Below are 15,230 nucleotides of genomic sequence, written 5' to 3' on the forward strand. Positions count from 1 at the left end.
GCGACAGCGCATCCGCCGCTCCGCCCAGCAATCCTGATCGTCCAGCCCATGGCCGCCATCCGGCTGCGTCCCGGCCGCGCCTGGACAAACAGGCTGAGATTCGCTTGAGAACCATTACAGAGTGCTTGCACTCCACTGGCCCGTCCAAGAGTCTTCCATGCTGCTCCTGATTCTCGGGCTCGCGCTGTTCCTCGGCACGCACGCCTTCTCGATGGCCCGCGCCCGGCGCGCCGAAATCGTCGTCCGCATCGGCGAGAACCGCTACAAGCTCGGCTACACCGCGCTGTCGCTGCTGGGCCTGATCCTCATCGGGGTCGGCTTCCACGATTATCGCCTGAACGGCTACATTCCGGTCTGGGACCCGCCGGTCTGGACGCGCCACCTCGCGCTGACGCTGGTGCTGCTGGCCTTCATCTGCCTCGCCGCCGCCTACCTGCCGGGCCATATCCGCGCCAAGGCCAAGCACCCGATGCTGCTCGCCGTGAAGATCTGGGCGACGGCCCATCTCCTGGCCAACGGCGACCTCGGCTCGATGCTGCTGTTCGGCGGCTTCCTGGCCTGGGCGGTGGCGGCCCGGATCAGCGCCAAGCGCCGGGCCCTCGCGCCGGGCGCGGTGGTGGCCCAGCATGGCGGCCCCGCGGCGGCGCCCCTTGGCTGGCGCAACGACATCCTCGCGGTGGTGATCGGCACGGCGGCGTGGTTCATCTTCGCCCGCTACCTGCACTACCCGGTGATCGGCGTGCCGGTCTGGCCGGGCACGACGGCCTGACCCGGAGTCCGGGGTTCCCCGAAGGCGAGCCCGTGGGTAGGTTTTCAGGGCGCAGCCCTGAAGCGCCGATCCAGGGCTGCGGGAACCGGCCCGGGACGGGGCTGTCGCCAACCCGGCGCCCGTGTGTTAGGCGCGGGGCCCGATCGAGGTACGAGGTGGCCGCCGGCTCAGGCGGCCCGGGATAGAATGGCCGAGAACAACGAGTTCCTTCGCGAAGTCGACGAGGATTACCGCCGCGACCGGATCCTCCAGATCTGGAAGCGCTACAGCGGCGTGATCATCGCGCTCGCCGTGCTCCTCGTGGCGGGGGTCGCGGGCTGGCGCTACTGGCAGGCCCAGCAGCGCGCCGCCGCCGAGACGGCGTCCGTCCAGTTCGATGACGCCAACCGCCTCGCCCGGGACGGCAAGATCGCGGAGGCCGACAAGGCGTTCGACGCCCTGGAGGCGCAGGCGCCCGCGGGCTACCGGCTGCTCGCCCGCTTCCGTGCGGCGGCCGAGACCGGCAAGCACGATGCGGCGGCGGGCGCCGCGGCGTTCGACACGCTCGCCGACGACACCGGCCTGGGCGACGGCCTGCGCGACCTCGCCCGCCTGCGCGCGGCCTTGCTGCGCCTCGACGGGCCGAACCCGGATCCGGCGCTCGCCAACCTCCAGGGGCTCGCCGCCGGCACGCCGTTCCGCCACACCGCCCGCGAGATGCTGGGTCTGGCCGCCCTGAAGAAGGGCGATTACGAGGAGGCCGGGCGCTGGTTCGACCAGATCGTGGCCGATCCCGACACCCCGCGGAACCTGCGCGACCGGATCGAGGTCTACGCGGCGATCGTGGCGGGCGGCCCCGTCACGGTGACCGAGGCCAAGCCCGAGCCCGCCGCACCGCCCCCGCCGATCACGCGTTGATTTCTCCGGACTTTCTTCGAGACCCATCATGGATATGCCGACCGTCGCGATCGTCGGGAGGCCGAACGTCGGCAAGTCGACCCTGTTCAACCGCCTCGTGGGCAAGAAGCTCGCGCTGGTCGACGACCGCCCGGGCGTGACCCGCGACCGGCGCGAGGGCGACGTCACCTTCGGCGGCCTCCAGTTCCGGGTGATCGACACCGCTGGCCTGGAAGAAGCGGACGAGAAGACCCTCACGGGCCGGATGCGGATGCAGACCGAGGCGGCGATCCTGGCCGCCGACGTGGTGCTGTTCGTGATCGACGCCCGTGCCGGCGTGCTGCCGGCCGACCAGCCCTTCGCCGAGCTGGTGCGTCGCGCCGGCAGCCCGGTGATCCTGATCGCCAACAAAGCCGAGGGCGGCGTCGGGCTCGCCGGGGCCTACGAGGCCTTCACCCTCGGGCTCGGCGACCCGATCCCGTTCTCGGCCGAGCACGGCGAGGGCCTGGGCGAGCTGCACGAGGCCCTGGCGGCCGCCCTGCCCCGTCCCGACGACGATGAGGATGACGACGCGGCGGACGATGCCCCCGGCGGCCGCGCCCTCAAGGTCGCGATCGTGGGCCGGCCGAATGCCGGCAAGTCGACCCTGATCAACCACATGCTCGGGGAGGATCGGCTGCTCGTCGGCCCCGAGGCCGGCATCACCCGCGACTCGATCTCCCTGGACTGGGAGTGGCGCGGGCGCCGCATCAAGCTGCACGACACCGCCGGGATGCGCCGCCGCGCCCGGATCGACGACAAGCTCGAAAAGCTCGCGGTCTCGGACGGCCTGCGCGCCGTGCGCTTCGCCGAGGTGGTGGTGGTGCTCCTCGACGCCACGATCCCCTTCGAGAAGCAGGATCTCACCATCGTCGACCTCGTGGAGAGCGAGGGCCGCGCCCTGGTGATCGGCCTCAACAAGTGGGACCTCGTGGCCGACCAGCCGGGCCTGCTCAAGCAGCTGCGCGAGGACTGTACCCGGCTGCTGCCGCAGGTGCGCGGGGTCTCGGTGGTGCCGCTCTCCGGCCTCGCCGGCGACGGCATCGACAAGCTGATGCAGGCGGTGGTCCAGGCGGCGGAGGTCTGGGACAAGCGGATCTCGACGTCCCGCATCAACGACTGGCTGAACGAGGCGACCTCGCGCAATCCGCCCCCCGCGGTGTCGGGCCGGCGGATCAAGATCCGCTACGCCACGCAGGTGAAGAGCCGGCCACCGCATTTCGCGCTGTTCGGCAACCAGCTCAACGCCCTGCCGAAATCCTACACCCGCTACCTCGTGAACGCCCTGCGGGAGGCCTTCGACCTGCCGGGGACGCCGATCCGCCTGAGCTTGCGGACCTCGCAGAACCCGTTCGACAAGGGCTGAGGCGGGCGGCGAGCGCATGCCTCGCGGCAACCTCGCCCGTCATCGCGCCGCTTCGGCGATCCAATCCACAGCCGCCGCCAGCGCGGCGCGCTCGTCCCGTCCATCGGCGAGCGCCGCTTCGTAGGCCGTGAGTTGCCCATCGGCGCTGGTGCCGTCGGCGACGATGGCCCGGGCGCGGGCCAGATCGGCCGCGCAGCCGAGGGCGTCCGCATCCTCGTCCACCAGGGCGAGGACGGTCTCCAGCGCCTCTGCGAACGGCACCGCCTCGCCACGTTCCTCGTCGATCAGCGTGGCCTGCACGCCGCTGTGCTGGGCGCGCCAGAGGTTCTCGGAGGCCAGGGCCCGCGAGACGCCGTCGAGCCCGGCATGGAGATCCGGCCGGCGCACGCACAGGCGTACGAGGCAGCGGAACAGGGCGGCGACGCAGAGGGAATCGTCGAGCCGCGTGCAGGCATCGGCGATGCGCAGTTCCAGCGTCGGGAATTTGATCGACGGGCGCAGCGACCACCACAGGAAGCTCGCATCCGCAATGGCGCCCGAGCGGGTCATGATGTCGACGAACCGCGCATGGGCGGCGGCGTCGGAGAAGATCTCCGGGAGGCCGGTGCGGGGCAACTCGCCGAACACGCTCAGGCGGTAGGCCCGCAGGCCCGTCGCCTCGCCCTGCCAGAACGGCGAGGAGGCCGAAAGGGCGAGCAGCAGCGGCTGGAACGGCAGCAGCCGATTCATCAGGTCGATGCGCGCGTCGGGGTCCGGCACTTCGACATGGACATGCATGCCGCAGATCAGCGCCCGCCGGGCCGCGATGCCGACATCCGACAGGATGCCCAGGTAGCGCTCCCCGTCGGTGGCGGTCTGGCGGGCCCAGCGCGCGAGGGGGTGGGTGCCGCAGGCCAGCAGGCGCAATCCGTGCTCCGCCGCGATGCCGGCGAGCTGCCCCCGCTGGCCGCCGAGATTGTCTCGGGCGGCGGCCGCGTCGGTGAGCGGCGGCGTGCAGACCTCGACCTGTGCGGCCACCAGCTCGCGCCCCGTCTCGGGCAGCTCCGCCGTCACCCGCGCGTGGAAGGCGGCGAGGTCGCCGCGCGGCGTCCCGCGTGTTTCGGCATCGGCGAGGAAGTATTCCTCCTCAATGCCGAAGCGGTAGCTGTGGGCGCTCATCGTGGTCTCCGCAAACGCGACGCGTGCGCCAACGCGCCGGCCCGGACGAAGGTGCCCTCACCCCGCCCGCAGCGTCCCGCCCACCAGCCAGGCCGGATCGAACCACCGGTCCGCCTCGCCGTCATAGGGCAGGCGCGTGATGTCCCAGTTCTGGATGTACCGCGCGTAGACGTTCCACACCGCGATGCCGCCGCCCACGAAGATCCGCCGGCCCGGATAGCGCTTGAGCACCGCTTCCGGATCCTCGTGGCTGCGGATCACGTCGATCGTGCGGTCCTTGAAGGCGAATTCGGGAACCGAGGCCACGGTCTTCGGGCCGGCGATCAGCACGTGGCCCATGGTCAGCGCGAAGAAGCGCGTCACGTCCTCGACGAAGAGCGGATCGGTGTTGCCCTCCCAGGGCAGATGCCCGTTCAGGCCGAGCTGGCCCCGCAGGCCGATCGCACAGATGCAGCGGACGTCGATCATATGTTTGGTCCGGTTCGCCAAGCCAGCGCACCACGCGGATCCCACCCATCCCCTCATCCTGAGGTGCTGCGCAGCAGCCTCGAAGGAGGACTCCAGAGATCGCGCGACACCTGGAGGACTCCTTCGAGGCCCGCTGGCGCGGGCACCTCAGGATGAGGGTGTTGGGTGGGATCAGGTGTTGCGCAACAACAGGTCAGGTCATTCGGGTGCGCGGAACTGCAGCACCCGGTCGGTGGGAAAATCGTAGAGCTTGCCGGTTTCGGTCCAGTCCGGGGACGCGAGCCGCACGAAGTGGGGCGCGAGGTCCTCCGGGGTCCGCAGCGTCTCCGGATCCTCGCCCGGCATGGCCGAGCGGCGCATGCCGGTGCGCAGGGGGCCCGGGTTGACGAGCATCGCCCGGATGGCCGTGCTCGCGTTCTCGGCCGCGTAGGTGCGCACCAGGGCTTCCAGCGCCGCCTTCGAGACCGAGTAGGGTCCCCAATAGGGCCGGCACTTCGAGGCCGCCCCGGATGAGACGAAGATCGCCCGCCCGGCATCCGACATGCGCAGCAACGGGTCGAGCGAGCGGATCAGGCGCCAGTTGGCAGTGACGTTCACATCCATCACCTGCCCCCAGATCTTGGGGGTGATGTGGCCGATCGGCATGAGCGCGCCGAGGATGCCGGCATTGGCGATCAGGATGTCGAGCCGTTTCCAGCGCTCGTTAATCGCCGCGCCGAGGCGGTCGATCGCCTCGTAATCGGCGAGGTCGAAGGGCACCAGGGTCGCGCTGGAGCCCGCCGCGCGGATCGCGTCGTCGAGTTCCTCCAGGGCGCCGACCGTGCGGGCGACCGCGATCACGTGCGCCCCCGCCCCTGCCAGCGCCAGGGCGGCGGCCCGCCCGATGCCGCGGGATGCGCCGGTGACGACCGCGACGCGGCCTTCCAGAGGTCTCTGAGACTCAGCCATGGACGGGGACCTAGCGCATTTCGGCGCGAAGGGTCGAGAAATCCCGGTTTCAAAAGGTCTTCGACCTTTTGCGGGTGCAGGGCGGAGCCCGCTGGGTTCGGGCGAAGCCCGACATCGGGGCTCCGCCCCAAGTCCCCGCCACAGGGCGCGGCCCTTTGGGAACCCGGGACCTGTCAGTCCGCCTCGGCCAGCATGGCGAAGCGCTTCGGGCCGGCGATGGAGAGATCGGTCAGGCCGGTCGGGTAATCGCCCGTGAAGCAGTGGTCGGTGTATTGCGGGCATGCCGCATTCCGCACTTCCTCGCCCATCGCCCGGTAGAGGCCGGGGATCGACAGGAAGGCCAGCGAATCGGCGCCGATATACTTGCGCATGCCCTCGAGGTCATGGGTCGCGGCGAGCAGCTTCTCGCGCTCCGGCGTGTCGATGCCGTAGAAGTCCGGGTAGGTGATCGGCGGCGAGGCGATCCGGAAATGGACCTCGGCGGCGCCAGCCTCGCGCATCATCCGGACGATCTTCACCGAGGTGGTGCCACGCACGAGGCTGTCGTCCACCAGCACGATGCTCTTGCCCTCGATCGCCGTGCGGTTGGCCGAGTGCTTCATCCGCACGCCGAGTTCACGCACCGACTGGGTCGGCTGGATGAAGGTCCGGCCGACATAGTGGTTGCGGATGATCCCCATCTCGAAGGGCAGCCCGGTCTCCTGCGCGAAGCCCAGTGCGGCGGGAACGCCGGAATCCGGCACCGGCACGACGACGTCGGCGGTGACCGCGGCCTCCCGGGCGAGTTCCCGGCCGATCGCCTTGCGCACCCCGTAGACGCTCTTGCCGTTCACCACCGAATCCGGCCGGGCGAAGTAGATGTACTCGAAGATGCAGGGCCGCATCGGCGCGGCTTCGGCGAAGCGGATCGACTCGATCCCCTCCTCGGAGATCACCACGATCTCGCCATTCTCGATGTCGCGCACGAACCGGGCGCCGATGATGTCGAGCGCGCAGGTCTCGGAGGCCAGCATGTAGCGGCCGTCGAGTTCGCCCAGCACCAGCGGGCGGATGCCCAGCGGGTCGCGGGCGCCGATCAGCTTCTTGTTGGTGAGCGCCACGATCGCGTAGGCGCCCTGGATCGCCTGCAGAGCATCGATGAACCGCTCGATGATCCGCGGCTTCCGCGAGCGGGCCGCGAGGTGCAGGATCACCTCGGTGTCGGAGGTCGACTGGGTGATCGCGCCGTCGCGCACGAGGTCGCGGCGGATCGAGAGGGCGTTGGTCAGGTTGCCGTTATGGGCGACCGCCAGGCCGCCGCTGGCGAGCTCCGCGAAGAGCGGCTGCACGTTGCGCAGGATCGTGCCGCCGGTGGTCGAGTAGCGCACGTGGCCGATGGCGGCCCGACCCTTCAGACGGGCGATGGTCTCGCCGTCCGAGAAGGAATCGCCCACGAGGCCGGGGCGCCGCTCGGAATGGAACACGTTGCCGTCGAACGAGACGATGCCGGCCGCCTCCTGGCCCCGGTGCTGCAGGGCGTGCAGCCCGAGCGCCACGATGGTCGAGGCCTCCGGGTGCCCGAAGATGCCGAAGACGCCGCATTCCTCACGGAGCGTGTCGCCGTCGAGATCGAAATCGAAGCTGGGATCAGCCTGCGGGTTGGCGGCGTGTGACATGCTGCGGTCGATCCCTCACGGGTCCCGGCGGCGACGGGCCGGCGCGCCGGTCGTCGCGGATGCAATCCGTTCGTCACCGGAACCGCTATCTAGGCGTTCCGCATGACGCGACCTACGGCGAATACCGCAGATCAGCGTCGCGTCGGGGCCGGTGCGGTCTCGGTGCGGCGCTGGGGCGCCGGATCGGTCTCGGCCGGGGCATCGGCCGCCTCGTTGGGCGGCGTGACGGCCTTCGGCTTCTTGAACTGCTTCAGGAAGCCCTCCGGGTTCTCGGGGAGCTGCGCCACCAGGGCGTCGCCGGACTTCTCCAGCATCGGGCGCGAGCGGGCCTGCGCGGCCCAGTCCGGCACCTTGCCCTGGACCAGCCAGGACAGGAACACCCAGCCGATCACGCAGATCAGGAAGCCGCGGGCCGCCCCGAACAGGAAGCCCAGCGAGCGATCGACCGCGCCGATGCGCGAATCGAGCACGACGTCCGAGATCTTCACCGTGATGATCGAGACGATGATCAGCGTGCCGAGGAAGATGGCCGCGATCGAGGCGACCAGCGCCACGGTGTCGCTGTTCACGTGCTGCTTCACGGTGGGGAGCAGCATCGGATAGAGCGTCCAGGCGACCGCGGCCGCCGCCACCCAGGCGATGATCGCCAGCACCTCGCGCGTGACGCCGCGCACGGCCGCCAGCAGCGCGGACACCGCGACGATGCCAAGCACGACGAGATCGAGGACGGTAAACGGCATCGTGATGCTTTTGGTACCCGCGGGGATGGCGCGTCGGCCGTGCGGCTCCCCCGGACCGCGGTGGATTTATACCAAGCCCGGCCTCGGCCGTCACCCTGGCGTACCCCTCTCATCCCGGGCCTGTGCCGTCCGTGCATCAGCGGCCTTCCTCGGCCGTGCATCAGCGGCCTTCCTTGGCCGTGCCCAATCGTCAGCGCAAGGCTGCCCTCGAGCGGCCCGGCTCCACGAAGAAGCCGCCCCGGTGCTATGGGTCCGGCTCGTGCTTCCGGAACTCCGGCGGCGAGCGGAAGGAGGCGGTCTGCGTGGTCGAGGCCGGACCGGGGACGGAGATCGGCGCCCACGGCGCCCGCCTGACGATCGACCTCGGGGCGATCGCGGCGAACTGGCGTTTGCTGGCCGCCCGCGGCCCGGGATCCGCCTGCGCCGCGGTGGTGAAGGCCGATGCCTATGGCTGCGGCATCGGCCGGGTCGGGCCGGCCCTCTGGGCAGCGGGTTGCCGGACCTTCTTCGTCGCGCACCTCTCCGAGGGGATCGCGGCCCGCGCCGCCCTGCCGGAGGCGGAGATCTACATCCTGAACGGTCTGCCGCCGGGCGCCGCCGGAGCCTTCGCGGCGCACGGGCTGCGCCCCGTGCTCGGCAGCGTCGAGGAACTGTCGGAATGGGCAAGTCTCTCGGCCGGGCACCTGCCGGCCGCGCTCCACGTCGATACCGGCATGAACCGCTTGGGGCTGCCGGTGCCGGAGGCGTTGGAGCTTGCGGGTGATGCACGGATCGCCGCGGCCGGGATCGACCTGCTCCTCAGCCACTTCGTCAGCGCCGAGAAGCCGGAGGATCCGGTCAACGACCGGCAGATCGCCGATTTCGCCCGTGTCCGGGCGGCCTATCCGGGGATCCGGGCCTCGCTGGCGAACTCCTCGGGTGTCTTCCGCGACGGCGCCCGGCACGACCTGCTGCGGCCGGGCTATGCCCTGTTCGGCGGCAATCCGACGCCGGGGGCCGCGAACCCGATGCGGCCGGTGGTACGCCTGGAGGCGCTGATCGCGCAGGTGCGCGACGTCGAGGCCAGCGCCAGCGCGGGCTATAATGGCCGCTGGACCGCCCCCCGGGCGAGCCGTCTCGCCACGCTCTCGCTCGGCTACGCCGACGGGCTTCCCCGGGCGATCAGCGGGCGCGGGCAGGCGCTGGTCGGCGGCGTGCCCTGCCCGATCCTCGGCCTCGTCTCGATGGACCTGATCATCCTCGACGTCACCGCCGCCCCCGCGGCGCACCGCGGCGCCACGGCGGTGCTGATCGGCGACGGCCTCGACATCGACACCGTCGGCCGGTCCGCCGGCACGATCGGTTACGAGATCCTCACGGGCTTGGGTTCTCGTTATGTTCGAACTTATGTAGACTGACCCGATTCCTCCCAGGACCGCCGGCCGGCCGGCGCTCGGACCCGCATGGCCAAGATCCACCAGACCTTCGTGTGCCAGTCCTGCGGGGCGGTCTACAACCGCTGGCGCGGGCGCTGCGAGGCCTGCAACGGCTGGAACACGATCGTCGAGGAGGCGCCCGCCGCCCCCGGCCAGTCGGGTCCCGCCGCGACGCGGCCGTCGCGCAACCGTGGCCGGGTCTTCCCGCTGGAGGGGCTGACCGGCGAGGCCAAGGAGGCGCCGCGCATGCCCTCGGGGATCGGCGAGCTCGACCGGGTGACCGGCGGCGGCTTCGTGCGCGGCTCGGTGATCCTGCTCGGCGGCGATCCCGGCATCGGCAAGTCGACCCTGCTGATGCAGGCCACCGCGGCCATGGCCGGGACGGGCGAGCGGGTCGCCTACATCTCGGGCGAGGAGGCGGTCGGGCAGGTGCGGCTGCGGGCCGAGCGGCTGGGCCTGAGCGACCGCCCGGTGCAGCTCGCCGCCGAGACCAACGTCGAGGATATCGTCGAGACCCTGAGCCAGGGCCGCCCGCCCGCGCTCGCCATCATCGACTCGATCCAGACCATGTGGACCGAGACGGTGGAATCGGCCCCCGGCACGGTCACGCAGGTGCGCTCCTCGGCCCAGGCGCTGATCCGCTTCGCCAAGACCACCGGCACGGCGGTGATCCTGGTCGGCCACGTCACCAAGGACGGGCAGATCGCCGGCCCCCGGGTGGTGGAGCACATGGTCGACGCGGTCGCCTCCTTCGAGGGCGACCAGGGCCACCATTTCCGCATCCTGCGCGCCGTGAAGAACCGGTTCGGGCCGACCGACGAGATCGGCGTGTTCGAGATGACCGATGCGGGCCTCGCCGAGGTGCCCAACCCCTCGGCGCTGTTCCTGGCGGGGCGCGACCATCAGGCCGCGGGCACCGCCGTCTTCGCCGGTATGGAGGGCACGCGGCCGCTTCTGGTGGAGATCCAGGCCCTGGTGGCGCCCTCCTCGCTCGGCATGCCGCGCCGCGCCGTGGTCGGCTGGGACCCGAACCGGCTGTCGATGGTGCTGGCGGTGCTGGAGGCCCATGGCGGCATCCGGCTCGGCACGCACGACGTGTATCTGAATGTCGCCGGCGGCCTGCGCATCACCGAGCCGGCGGCGGATCTGGCGGTGGCCGCCGCCCTGGTCTCGTCGCTCTCAGGGGCCGTGCTGCCGCCGGAGACGGTGTATTTCGGCGAGATCGGGCTTTCCGGTGCGATCCGGCCCGTTGCGCAGGCGGGATCGCGGCTGAAAGAAGCCCAAAAACTCGGCTTCGCCAAGGCGCTGATCCCGCAGGGCCGCGGCGAGGGCGAGAAGGCGCTCTCGGTCGAGACGCTGCGCCATATCGCCGATCTGGTGGCGGGGATCAGCGCGGGGGCGCCGCGCAGGGGATCCGGCGGCCGCGGACGGGCGCCGTCGCGCTACGCCGACGAGGAGGTGTAGGCGCGTCGGGCCGAAGGCCCGGCCCTGAATGTCCGCCCCCGGCCCCATCACGCGCACCCCTTTCCCGGACGGGTGGAGCGGCAGAGGAGCCCGATCCGGGATCCAGTACAAAAAGCGCCGCGCAAGCGGCACAGGTTAGTCGACGCGGACGCTTCGCGAAGTTTCGTGCTGGATCCCGGGCCGCATTCCGCTGGCGCTGCATGCGCCCAGGAGAAGGACGGCGCACGATCCGTCCGACGCGCTATCGTCGGATCCCCGCCCACCCTCGTGAAGACTGCGGCACCCGGGTCCGGCGCCCCTGCGAAAACATCCCGCTCAATGGCACCCGCACGAGCCCGAGCCGCAGCCCCCGCCGCTTTTGGCCGCGGCGTGGCGCGCCGTGTCGCGGTCGAGGCCACGCTCGGCGAGTTCGGCGAGGTAGGTGTTCCAGCGCGTCTCGTATTCGCGGCCCAGCGTGTGCAGGTAGCCCCAGCCGAAGATGCCGGTGTCGTGCATGTCGTCGAAGCCGAGCTTGACTGCGTAGTTGCCCACCGGCTCCACCGCCAGGATCGCCACGGATCGCTTGCCGCCGATCACCTTGCGCTCAAGCGGCGAATGCCCCTGCACCTCGGCGGACGGGCTCGACACCCGCAGGTACTCGGCCGGCAGCGCGTAGCGCGCCCCGTCCTCGAAGGCGACGTTGAGACTCCGCCGGTCGGCCGACAGGCGGATCTCGGTCGGCCACAGATCCTCGCTCACGGGTCACACTCCTCACGCAATCCGGGGCTGCGGCCAGCGGCACGCTTGCCCGCAACCGTTTGGGGCATCATATGCCGGACGATGCTCGATGACAGCTCCCTGACGCCGCAGACCGTCGCGGATGGCGTCCCCGCCGGGCCCGCGCCCCTGATCGACCCGTTCCAGCGGGCGATCTCGTACCTCCGCATCTCGGTGACGGATCGCTGCGACCTGCGCTGCGCCTACTGCATGTCCGAGCACATGGAGTTCCTACCCAAGCGCGACCTGCTCACCCTCGAGGAGCTGGACCGGCTCTGCGGCGTGTTCATCGCCCGCGGCGTGCGCAAGCTCCGGATCACCGGCGGCGAGCCGTTGGTGCGCCGGGACATCATGCACCTGTTCCGCCGCCTCGCCCGCCACCTCGATTCGGGGGCGCTGGAGGAGCTGACGCTGACCACCAACGGCACGCAGCTCACCCGCTACGCCGCCGAGTTGGCGAGCCTCGGCGTGCGCCGGATCAACGTCTCGCTGGACACGCTCGACCCTGAAAAATTCCGGGCGATCACCCGCCGGGGCGACCTCAAGGTGGTGCTCGACGGCATCGCGGCGGCGCGCGCCGCCGGGATGAAGGTGAAGATCAACGCGGTGGCGCTCCGCGACCTCAACGCCGACGAGATCCCCGACATGATCGCCTGGGCCCACGGCCTCGGCATGGACATGACGCTGATCGAGGTGATGCCGCTCGGCGAGATCGAGGCGGACCGGACCGACCAGTTCCTGCCCCTGTCGGTGGCTCGGCAGCGCCTGGAGACCCGCTACACGCTGACCCCCCTGCCCGACCGGACCGGCGGCCCGGCCCGCTACGTCCGCGTCGAGGAGACCGGCGGCCGCCTCGGCTTCATCACGCCGCTGACCCATAATTTCTGCGAGAGCTGCAACCGGGTCCGCCTGACCTGCACCGGCCAGCTCTACCTGTGCCTGGGCCAGGAGGATTCGGCCGATCTCCGGGCGGTGCTGCGCGCCTCCCAGGACGATGCCGTGCTGGCGGCGGCCGTGGTCGAGGCGATCACCCGCAAGCCCAAGGGGCACGACTTCGTCATCGAGCGCCAGCGCCCCGCCGCCGTACCGCGGCACATGAGCGTCACGGGGGGGTAGCCGCTTCCGGTTCCTGCCCGCGGCCCGAACAATGCGAGGCGGCCCTCGTCTGGCGAAGCCCTTGCTCCCAGGTTAGGTGTGTGCGGTGCACACGCCGCGCGGGACCAGCGCACGACAACCGGGAGCCGCACTTGGCCACGATCATCCCCGTCGCTTCCTTCGACTGCGTCGTGTTCGGCGCGACCGGCGATCTGACCGCACGAAAGCTTCTGCCGGCGCTGTTCTACCGCTTCCGGGACGGCCAGATCCCGGAGACCAGCCGGATCATCGGCGCCTCGCGCTCGGACCTGTCCCGCGACGCCTTTCACGAGCACGCCCGCGACGCCCTCAAGCGCTTCGTGCCGGCCTCCGACCTGCCCGAGGACATGCTCCAGCGCTTCCTCGACCACGTCGATTACGTGGCGGTCGACGGCGCGGGGGAGAGCGGCTGGGACGACCTTGTGGCCCTGCTCGACGAGCGGCCCGATCAGGTGCGGCCCTACTATCTCGCCACCTCCCCCGACCTCTACGGCTCGATCTGCCGCAACCTCGCCACCCACGGCCTCGTCGGCGCGAAGTCCCGGGTCGTGCTGGAGAAGCCGATCGGCAAGGATCTCAAATCGGCCCGCGCCATCAACGACGCGGTCGGCGAGGTCTTCCCCGAATCGCAGATCTTCCGGATCGACCACTACCTCGGCAAGGAGACGGTCCAGAACCTGCTGTCGCTCCGCTTCGCCAACACGATCTTCGAGCGGCTCTGGACCTCGGACGTGATCGACCACGTCCAGATCACCGTCGCCGAGACCGTCGGGGTCGAGGGCCGGGCCGGCTACTACGACACGTCGGGCGCGATGCGCGACATGCTGCAGAACCACATCCTGCAGCTCCTCTGCCTCACCGCCATGGAGAGCCCGCTCAATCTGGAGGCGAACTCGGTCCGCGACGAGAAGCTGAAGGTGCTGCGGGCCCTGAAGCCGATCACCGCCCACGACATCCAGAGCATGACCGTGCGCGGCCAGTACGTGGCGGGCGCCGTCGACGGCAAGCCGGTGGAGGGCTACCTCACCGAACTCGGCCACGAGAGCCGGACCGAGACCTTCGTGGCCATGAAGGTCGAGATCCAGTCCGGGCGCTGGGCCGGGGTGCCGTTCTACCTGCGCACCGGCAAGCGCCTGCCCCAGAAGCTCTCGGAGATCGTGGTGCAGTTCCGCGCCTCGCCGTTCTCGATCTTCCCCGAGGAGGCCTTCGGGCGCGAGCCGAACCGCCTCGTGATCCGCCTCCAGCCGCAGGAGGGCATGAAGCTCGAGGTGATGACCAAGGACCCGGGTCCCGGCGGCCTGCGCCTGCGCCCGACCGACCTCGACATCTCCTTCGAGGAGACCTTCAAGCAGCGCTATCCGGATGCGTACGAGCGCCTGCTGATGGATGTGGTCCGCGGCAACGCCACCCTGTTCATGCGCCGCGACGAGGTCGAGGCCGCCTGGGCCTGGGCGGACGGCGTGCTCAAGGCCTGGGCCGACCGGCCCGAGGCGCCCCGCCCCTACCCGGCCGGCAGTTGGGGACCGACCGCCGCCATCGCGCTGATCGAGCGCGACGGCCGGACCTGGCACGAGGAGCTGCGCTAGAGCGCTATCCCCAGCTTACGGCCAAGCTGCCATCATACCGTCAAGCCGGGGATGAACTCTCCCGGTGCAGCCGGTCACCGCCCCGCCAGAGGGCGGACACGGCCCCGCACGAGGGATCTTCGCATGCTCGACACCTATCGGGACGCGGCCGCCCTGGCCGAGCGCCGCATGGAGCGTTCGGTCGCCGCGGCGCTGCGCGTCATCGCGGCCGCCCATGACGAGCGGCAGGCGCCGCCGGTCTCCGAGGCCCGACGCCGCTTGAGCGCGATCTACGGCGCCACCCGACTCGCCCGGCGCCGGGAGCAGGACCAACGCACGGTCTGAGAGCGTGCCGGACTCGGCCTATCCAACCCTCCACCGCATCCTGAGGCGCCGGAGCGGAGCGCGAGCCTCGAAGGGGCGCTCCTGCGAGGCCCGCTGACGCGGGCGCCTCCTCCCGGGTCTCGGGGGCTATACCGGGCGCGTTCCCGAGGGGCTGAACCGCATGCGCCTGCGTTCCGATTTCTGGGTCTCGGCCCATCTGCGCCGCCTCGACGTCGCGGGCATCCCGGCGGTGCTGCGTCGGCGCGGGGCCGCGGAGGCGGGCGCGATCTTCGTGAAGGTCGACCGGCTCGACGGCAGCGCCGATCTCTACGGACCGGCGCCGCAGGCCCTGTTCGAGGCCGAGGAGAGCGGCGACCGCCGCTTCGCCGCGATCGTGGCCGGCGCCAGCCCCCTCGACGTGGAGGCGCGCCTGACCAAGGAGATCCGGTTCGATTCCGACCTCTGGATCATCGAGATCGACGACCGGCAGGGCCGGCATTTTCTGGATCTGGCGGAGTGACAGCGACGCCCGCCACTGTCCTCGCGAGCGGAG

At 70.9% G+C, this 15,230-nt stretch carries 15 protein-coding genes; 9 read left to right on the forward strand and 6 right to left on the reverse strand.

Translation table 11 applies throughout. The features are described 5' to 3' along the window. The first annotated feature begins 157 nt into the window (after nucleotides 1-157). From MKK75_RS15005 to der, 3 genes are all read left to right on the forward strand, one after another. A complete protein-coding gene (locus tag MKK75_RS15005) occupies nucleotides 158-769 on the forward strand; it encodes an NnrU family protein (RefSeq protein ID WP_244043351.1) in 612 nt (203 codons plus the stop codon). A gap of 186 nt (nucleotides 770-955) precedes the next feature. Further along, the gene (locus tag MKK75_RS15010; protein ID WP_244043352.1) at nucleotides 956-1,666 is read left to right on the forward strand and encodes a tetratricopeptide repeat protein; all 711 of its coding nucleotides are present in this window, start codon (nucleotides 956-958) and stop codon (nucleotides 1,664-1,666) included. Between the two features lie 28 nt (nucleotides 1,667-1,694). Next, nucleotides 1,695-3,050: a ribosome biogenesis GTPase Der gene (gene der / locus MKK75_RS15015; protein WP_244043353.1), complete on the forward strand. Its 1,356-nt coding sequence runs from the start codon at nucleotides 1,695-1,697 to the stop codon at nucleotides 3,048-3,050. 39 nt (nucleotides 3,051-3,089) lie between these two features. Here der and MKK75_RS15020 read toward each other — a convergent pair whose 3' ends face one another. From MKK75_RS15020 to MKK75_RS15040, 5 genes are all read right to left on the reverse strand, one after another. Further along, entirely contained in the window at nucleotides 3,090-4,208 is a 1,119-nt protein-coding gene (locus MKK75_RS15020) for a carboxylate-amine ligase (protein WP_244043354.1), read from the reverse strand. 57 nt (nucleotides 4,209-4,265) lie between these two features. Beyond that, entirely contained in the window at nucleotides 4,266-4,676 is a 411-nt protein-coding gene (locus tag MKK75_RS15025) for a dihydrofolate reductase (RefSeq protein WP_244043355.1), read from the reverse strand. Nucleotides 4,677-4,874: 198 nt separating this feature from the next. Next, entirely contained in the window at nucleotides 4,875-5,624 is a 750-nt protein-coding gene (locus tag MKK75_RS15030) for an SDR family NAD(P)-dependent oxidoreductase (RefSeq protein ID WP_244043356.1), read from the reverse strand. A 173-nt stretch (nucleotides 5,625-5,797) separates the two neighbouring features. Beyond that, nucleotides 5,798-7,279, reverse strand: coding sequence for an amidophosphoribosyltransferase (purF, locus tag MKK75_RS15035; RefSeq protein WP_244043357.1), 1,482 nt, complete (start codon nucleotides 7,277-7,279; stop codon nucleotides 5,798-5,800). 131 nt (nucleotides 7,280-7,410) lie between these two features. After that, nucleotides 7,411-8,019: a CvpA family protein gene (locus MKK75_RS15040; protein WP_244043358.1), complete on the reverse strand. Its 609-nt coding sequence runs from the start codon at nucleotides 8,017-8,019 to the stop codon at nucleotides 7,411-7,413. A 302-nt stretch (nucleotides 8,020-8,321) separates the two neighbouring features. Between MKK75_RS15040 and alr the strand changes: the two genes are divergently transcribed. Both alr and radA read left to right on the forward strand, forming a co-directional pair. Continuing rightward, the gene (gene alr, locus MKK75_RS15045; protein WP_244043468.1) at nucleotides 8,322-9,416 is read left to right on the forward strand and encodes an alanine racemase; all 1,095 of its coding nucleotides are present in this window, start codon (nucleotides 8,322-8,324) and stop codon (nucleotides 9,414-9,416) included. A 45-nt stretch (nucleotides 9,417-9,461) separates the two neighbouring features. Further along, nucleotides 9,462-10,898 carry a DNA repair protein RadA gene (radA, locus tag MKK75_RS15050; protein ID WP_244043359.1) on the forward strand — a complete coding sequence of 479 codons (1,437 nt, stop codon included), beginning with the start codon at nucleotides 9,462-9,464 and terminating at the stop codon, nucleotides 10,896-10,898. A gap of 315 nt (nucleotides 10,899-11,213) precedes the next feature. On the opposite strand, the gene MKK75_RS15055 is transcribed toward radA, so the two are convergent. Next, nucleotides 11,214-11,636 (reverse strand): gamma-butyrobetaine hydroxylase-like domain-containing protein, encoded by a 423-nt coding sequence (locus MKK75_RS15055; protein WP_244043360.1) that lies wholly within the window; start codon nucleotides 11,634-11,636, stop codon nucleotides 11,214-11,216. Nucleotides 11,637-11,717: 81 nt separating this feature from the next. On the opposite strand from MKK75_RS15055, the gene moaA reads away from it, so the two are divergent. The 4 genes from moaA (at nucleotide 11,718) to MKK75_RS15075 (ending at nucleotide 15,197) form a co-directional block, all read left to right on the forward strand. Further along, nucleotides 11,718-12,770 (forward strand): GTP 3',8-cyclase MoaA, encoded by a 1,053-nt coding sequence (moaA, locus tag MKK75_RS15060; RefSeq protein ID WP_244043361.1) that lies wholly within the window; start codon nucleotides 11,718-11,720, stop codon nucleotides 12,768-12,770. Between the two features lie 131 nt (nucleotides 12,771-12,901). Next, entirely contained in the window at nucleotides 12,902-14,374 is a 1,473-nt protein-coding gene (gene zwf, locus MKK75_RS15065; RefSeq protein ID WP_244043362.1) for a glucose-6-phosphate dehydrogenase, read from the forward strand. Between the two features lie 123 nt (nucleotides 14,375-14,497). Beyond that, nucleotides 14,498-14,698 carry a hypothetical protein gene (locus MKK75_RS15070; RefSeq protein WP_244043363.1) on the forward strand — a complete coding sequence of 67 codons (201 nt, stop codon included), beginning with the start codon at nucleotides 14,498-14,500 and terminating at the stop codon, nucleotides 14,696-14,698. A gap of 160 nt (nucleotides 14,699-14,858) precedes the next feature. After that, on the forward strand, nucleotides 14,859-15,197 hold the full coding sequence (locus tag MKK75_RS15075) for a DUF1491 family protein (protein WP_244043364.1): 339 nt from the start codon (nucleotides 14,859-14,861) through the stop codon (nucleotides 15,195-15,197). The last annotated feature ends 33 nt before the right edge of the window (nucleotides 15,198-15,230 follow it).

The sequence above is a fragment of the Methylobacterium sp. J-030 genome (assembly GCF_022829545.1).
Taxonomy (GTDB): domain Bacteria; phylum Pseudomonadota; class Alphaproteobacteria; order Rhizobiales; family Beijerinckiaceae; genus Methylobacterium.

Bases quoted from the DNA above. Each gene is read 5' to 3' on its own strand.
- MKK75_RS15005 (WP_244043351.1), top strand. From the start codon at position 158: ATGCTGCTCCTGATTCTCGGGCTCGCGCTGTTCCTCGGCACGCACGCC.
- MKK75_RS15010 (WP_244043352.1), top strand. From the start codon at position 956: ATGGCCGAGAACAACGAGTTCCTTCGCGAAGTCGACGAGGATTACCGC.
- der (WP_244043353.1), top strand. From the start codon at position 1,695: ATGGATATGCCGACCGTCGCGATCGTCGGGAGGCCGAACGTCGGCAAG.
- MKK75_RS15020 (WP_244043354.1), bottom strand. From the start codon at position 4,208: ATGAGCGCCCACAGCTACCGCTTCGGCATTGAGGAGGAATACTTCCTC.
- MKK75_RS15025 (WP_244043355.1), bottom strand. From the start codon at position 4,676: ATGATCGACGTCCGCTGCATCTGTGCGATCGGCCTGCGGGGCCAGCTC.
- MKK75_RS15030 (WP_244043356.1), bottom strand. From the start codon at position 5,624: ATGGCTGAGTCTCAGAGACCTCTGGAAGGCCGCGTCGCGGTCGTCACC.
- purF (WP_244043357.1), bottom strand. From the start codon at position 7,279: ATGTCACACGCCGCCAACCCGCAGGCTGATCCCAGCTTCGATTTCGAT.
- MKK75_RS15040 (WP_244043358.1), bottom strand. From the start codon at position 8,019: ATGCCGTTTACCGTCCTCGATCTCGTCGTGCTTGGCATCGTCGCGGTG.
- radA (WP_244043359.1), top strand. From the start codon at position 9,462: ATGGCCAAGATCCACCAGACCTTCGTGTGCCAGTCCTGCGGGGCGGTC.
- moaA (WP_244043361.1), top strand. From the start codon at position 11,718: ATGCTCGATGACAGCTCCCTGACGCCGCAGACCGTCGCGGATGGCGTC.
- MKK75_RS15070 (WP_244043363.1), top strand. From the start codon at position 14,498: ATGCTCGACACCTATCGGGACGCGGCCGCCCTGGCCGAGCGCCGCATG.
- MKK75_RS15075 (WP_244043364.1), top strand. From the start codon at position 14,859: ATGCGCCTGCGTTCCGATTTCTGGGTCTCGGCCCATCTGCGCCGCCTC.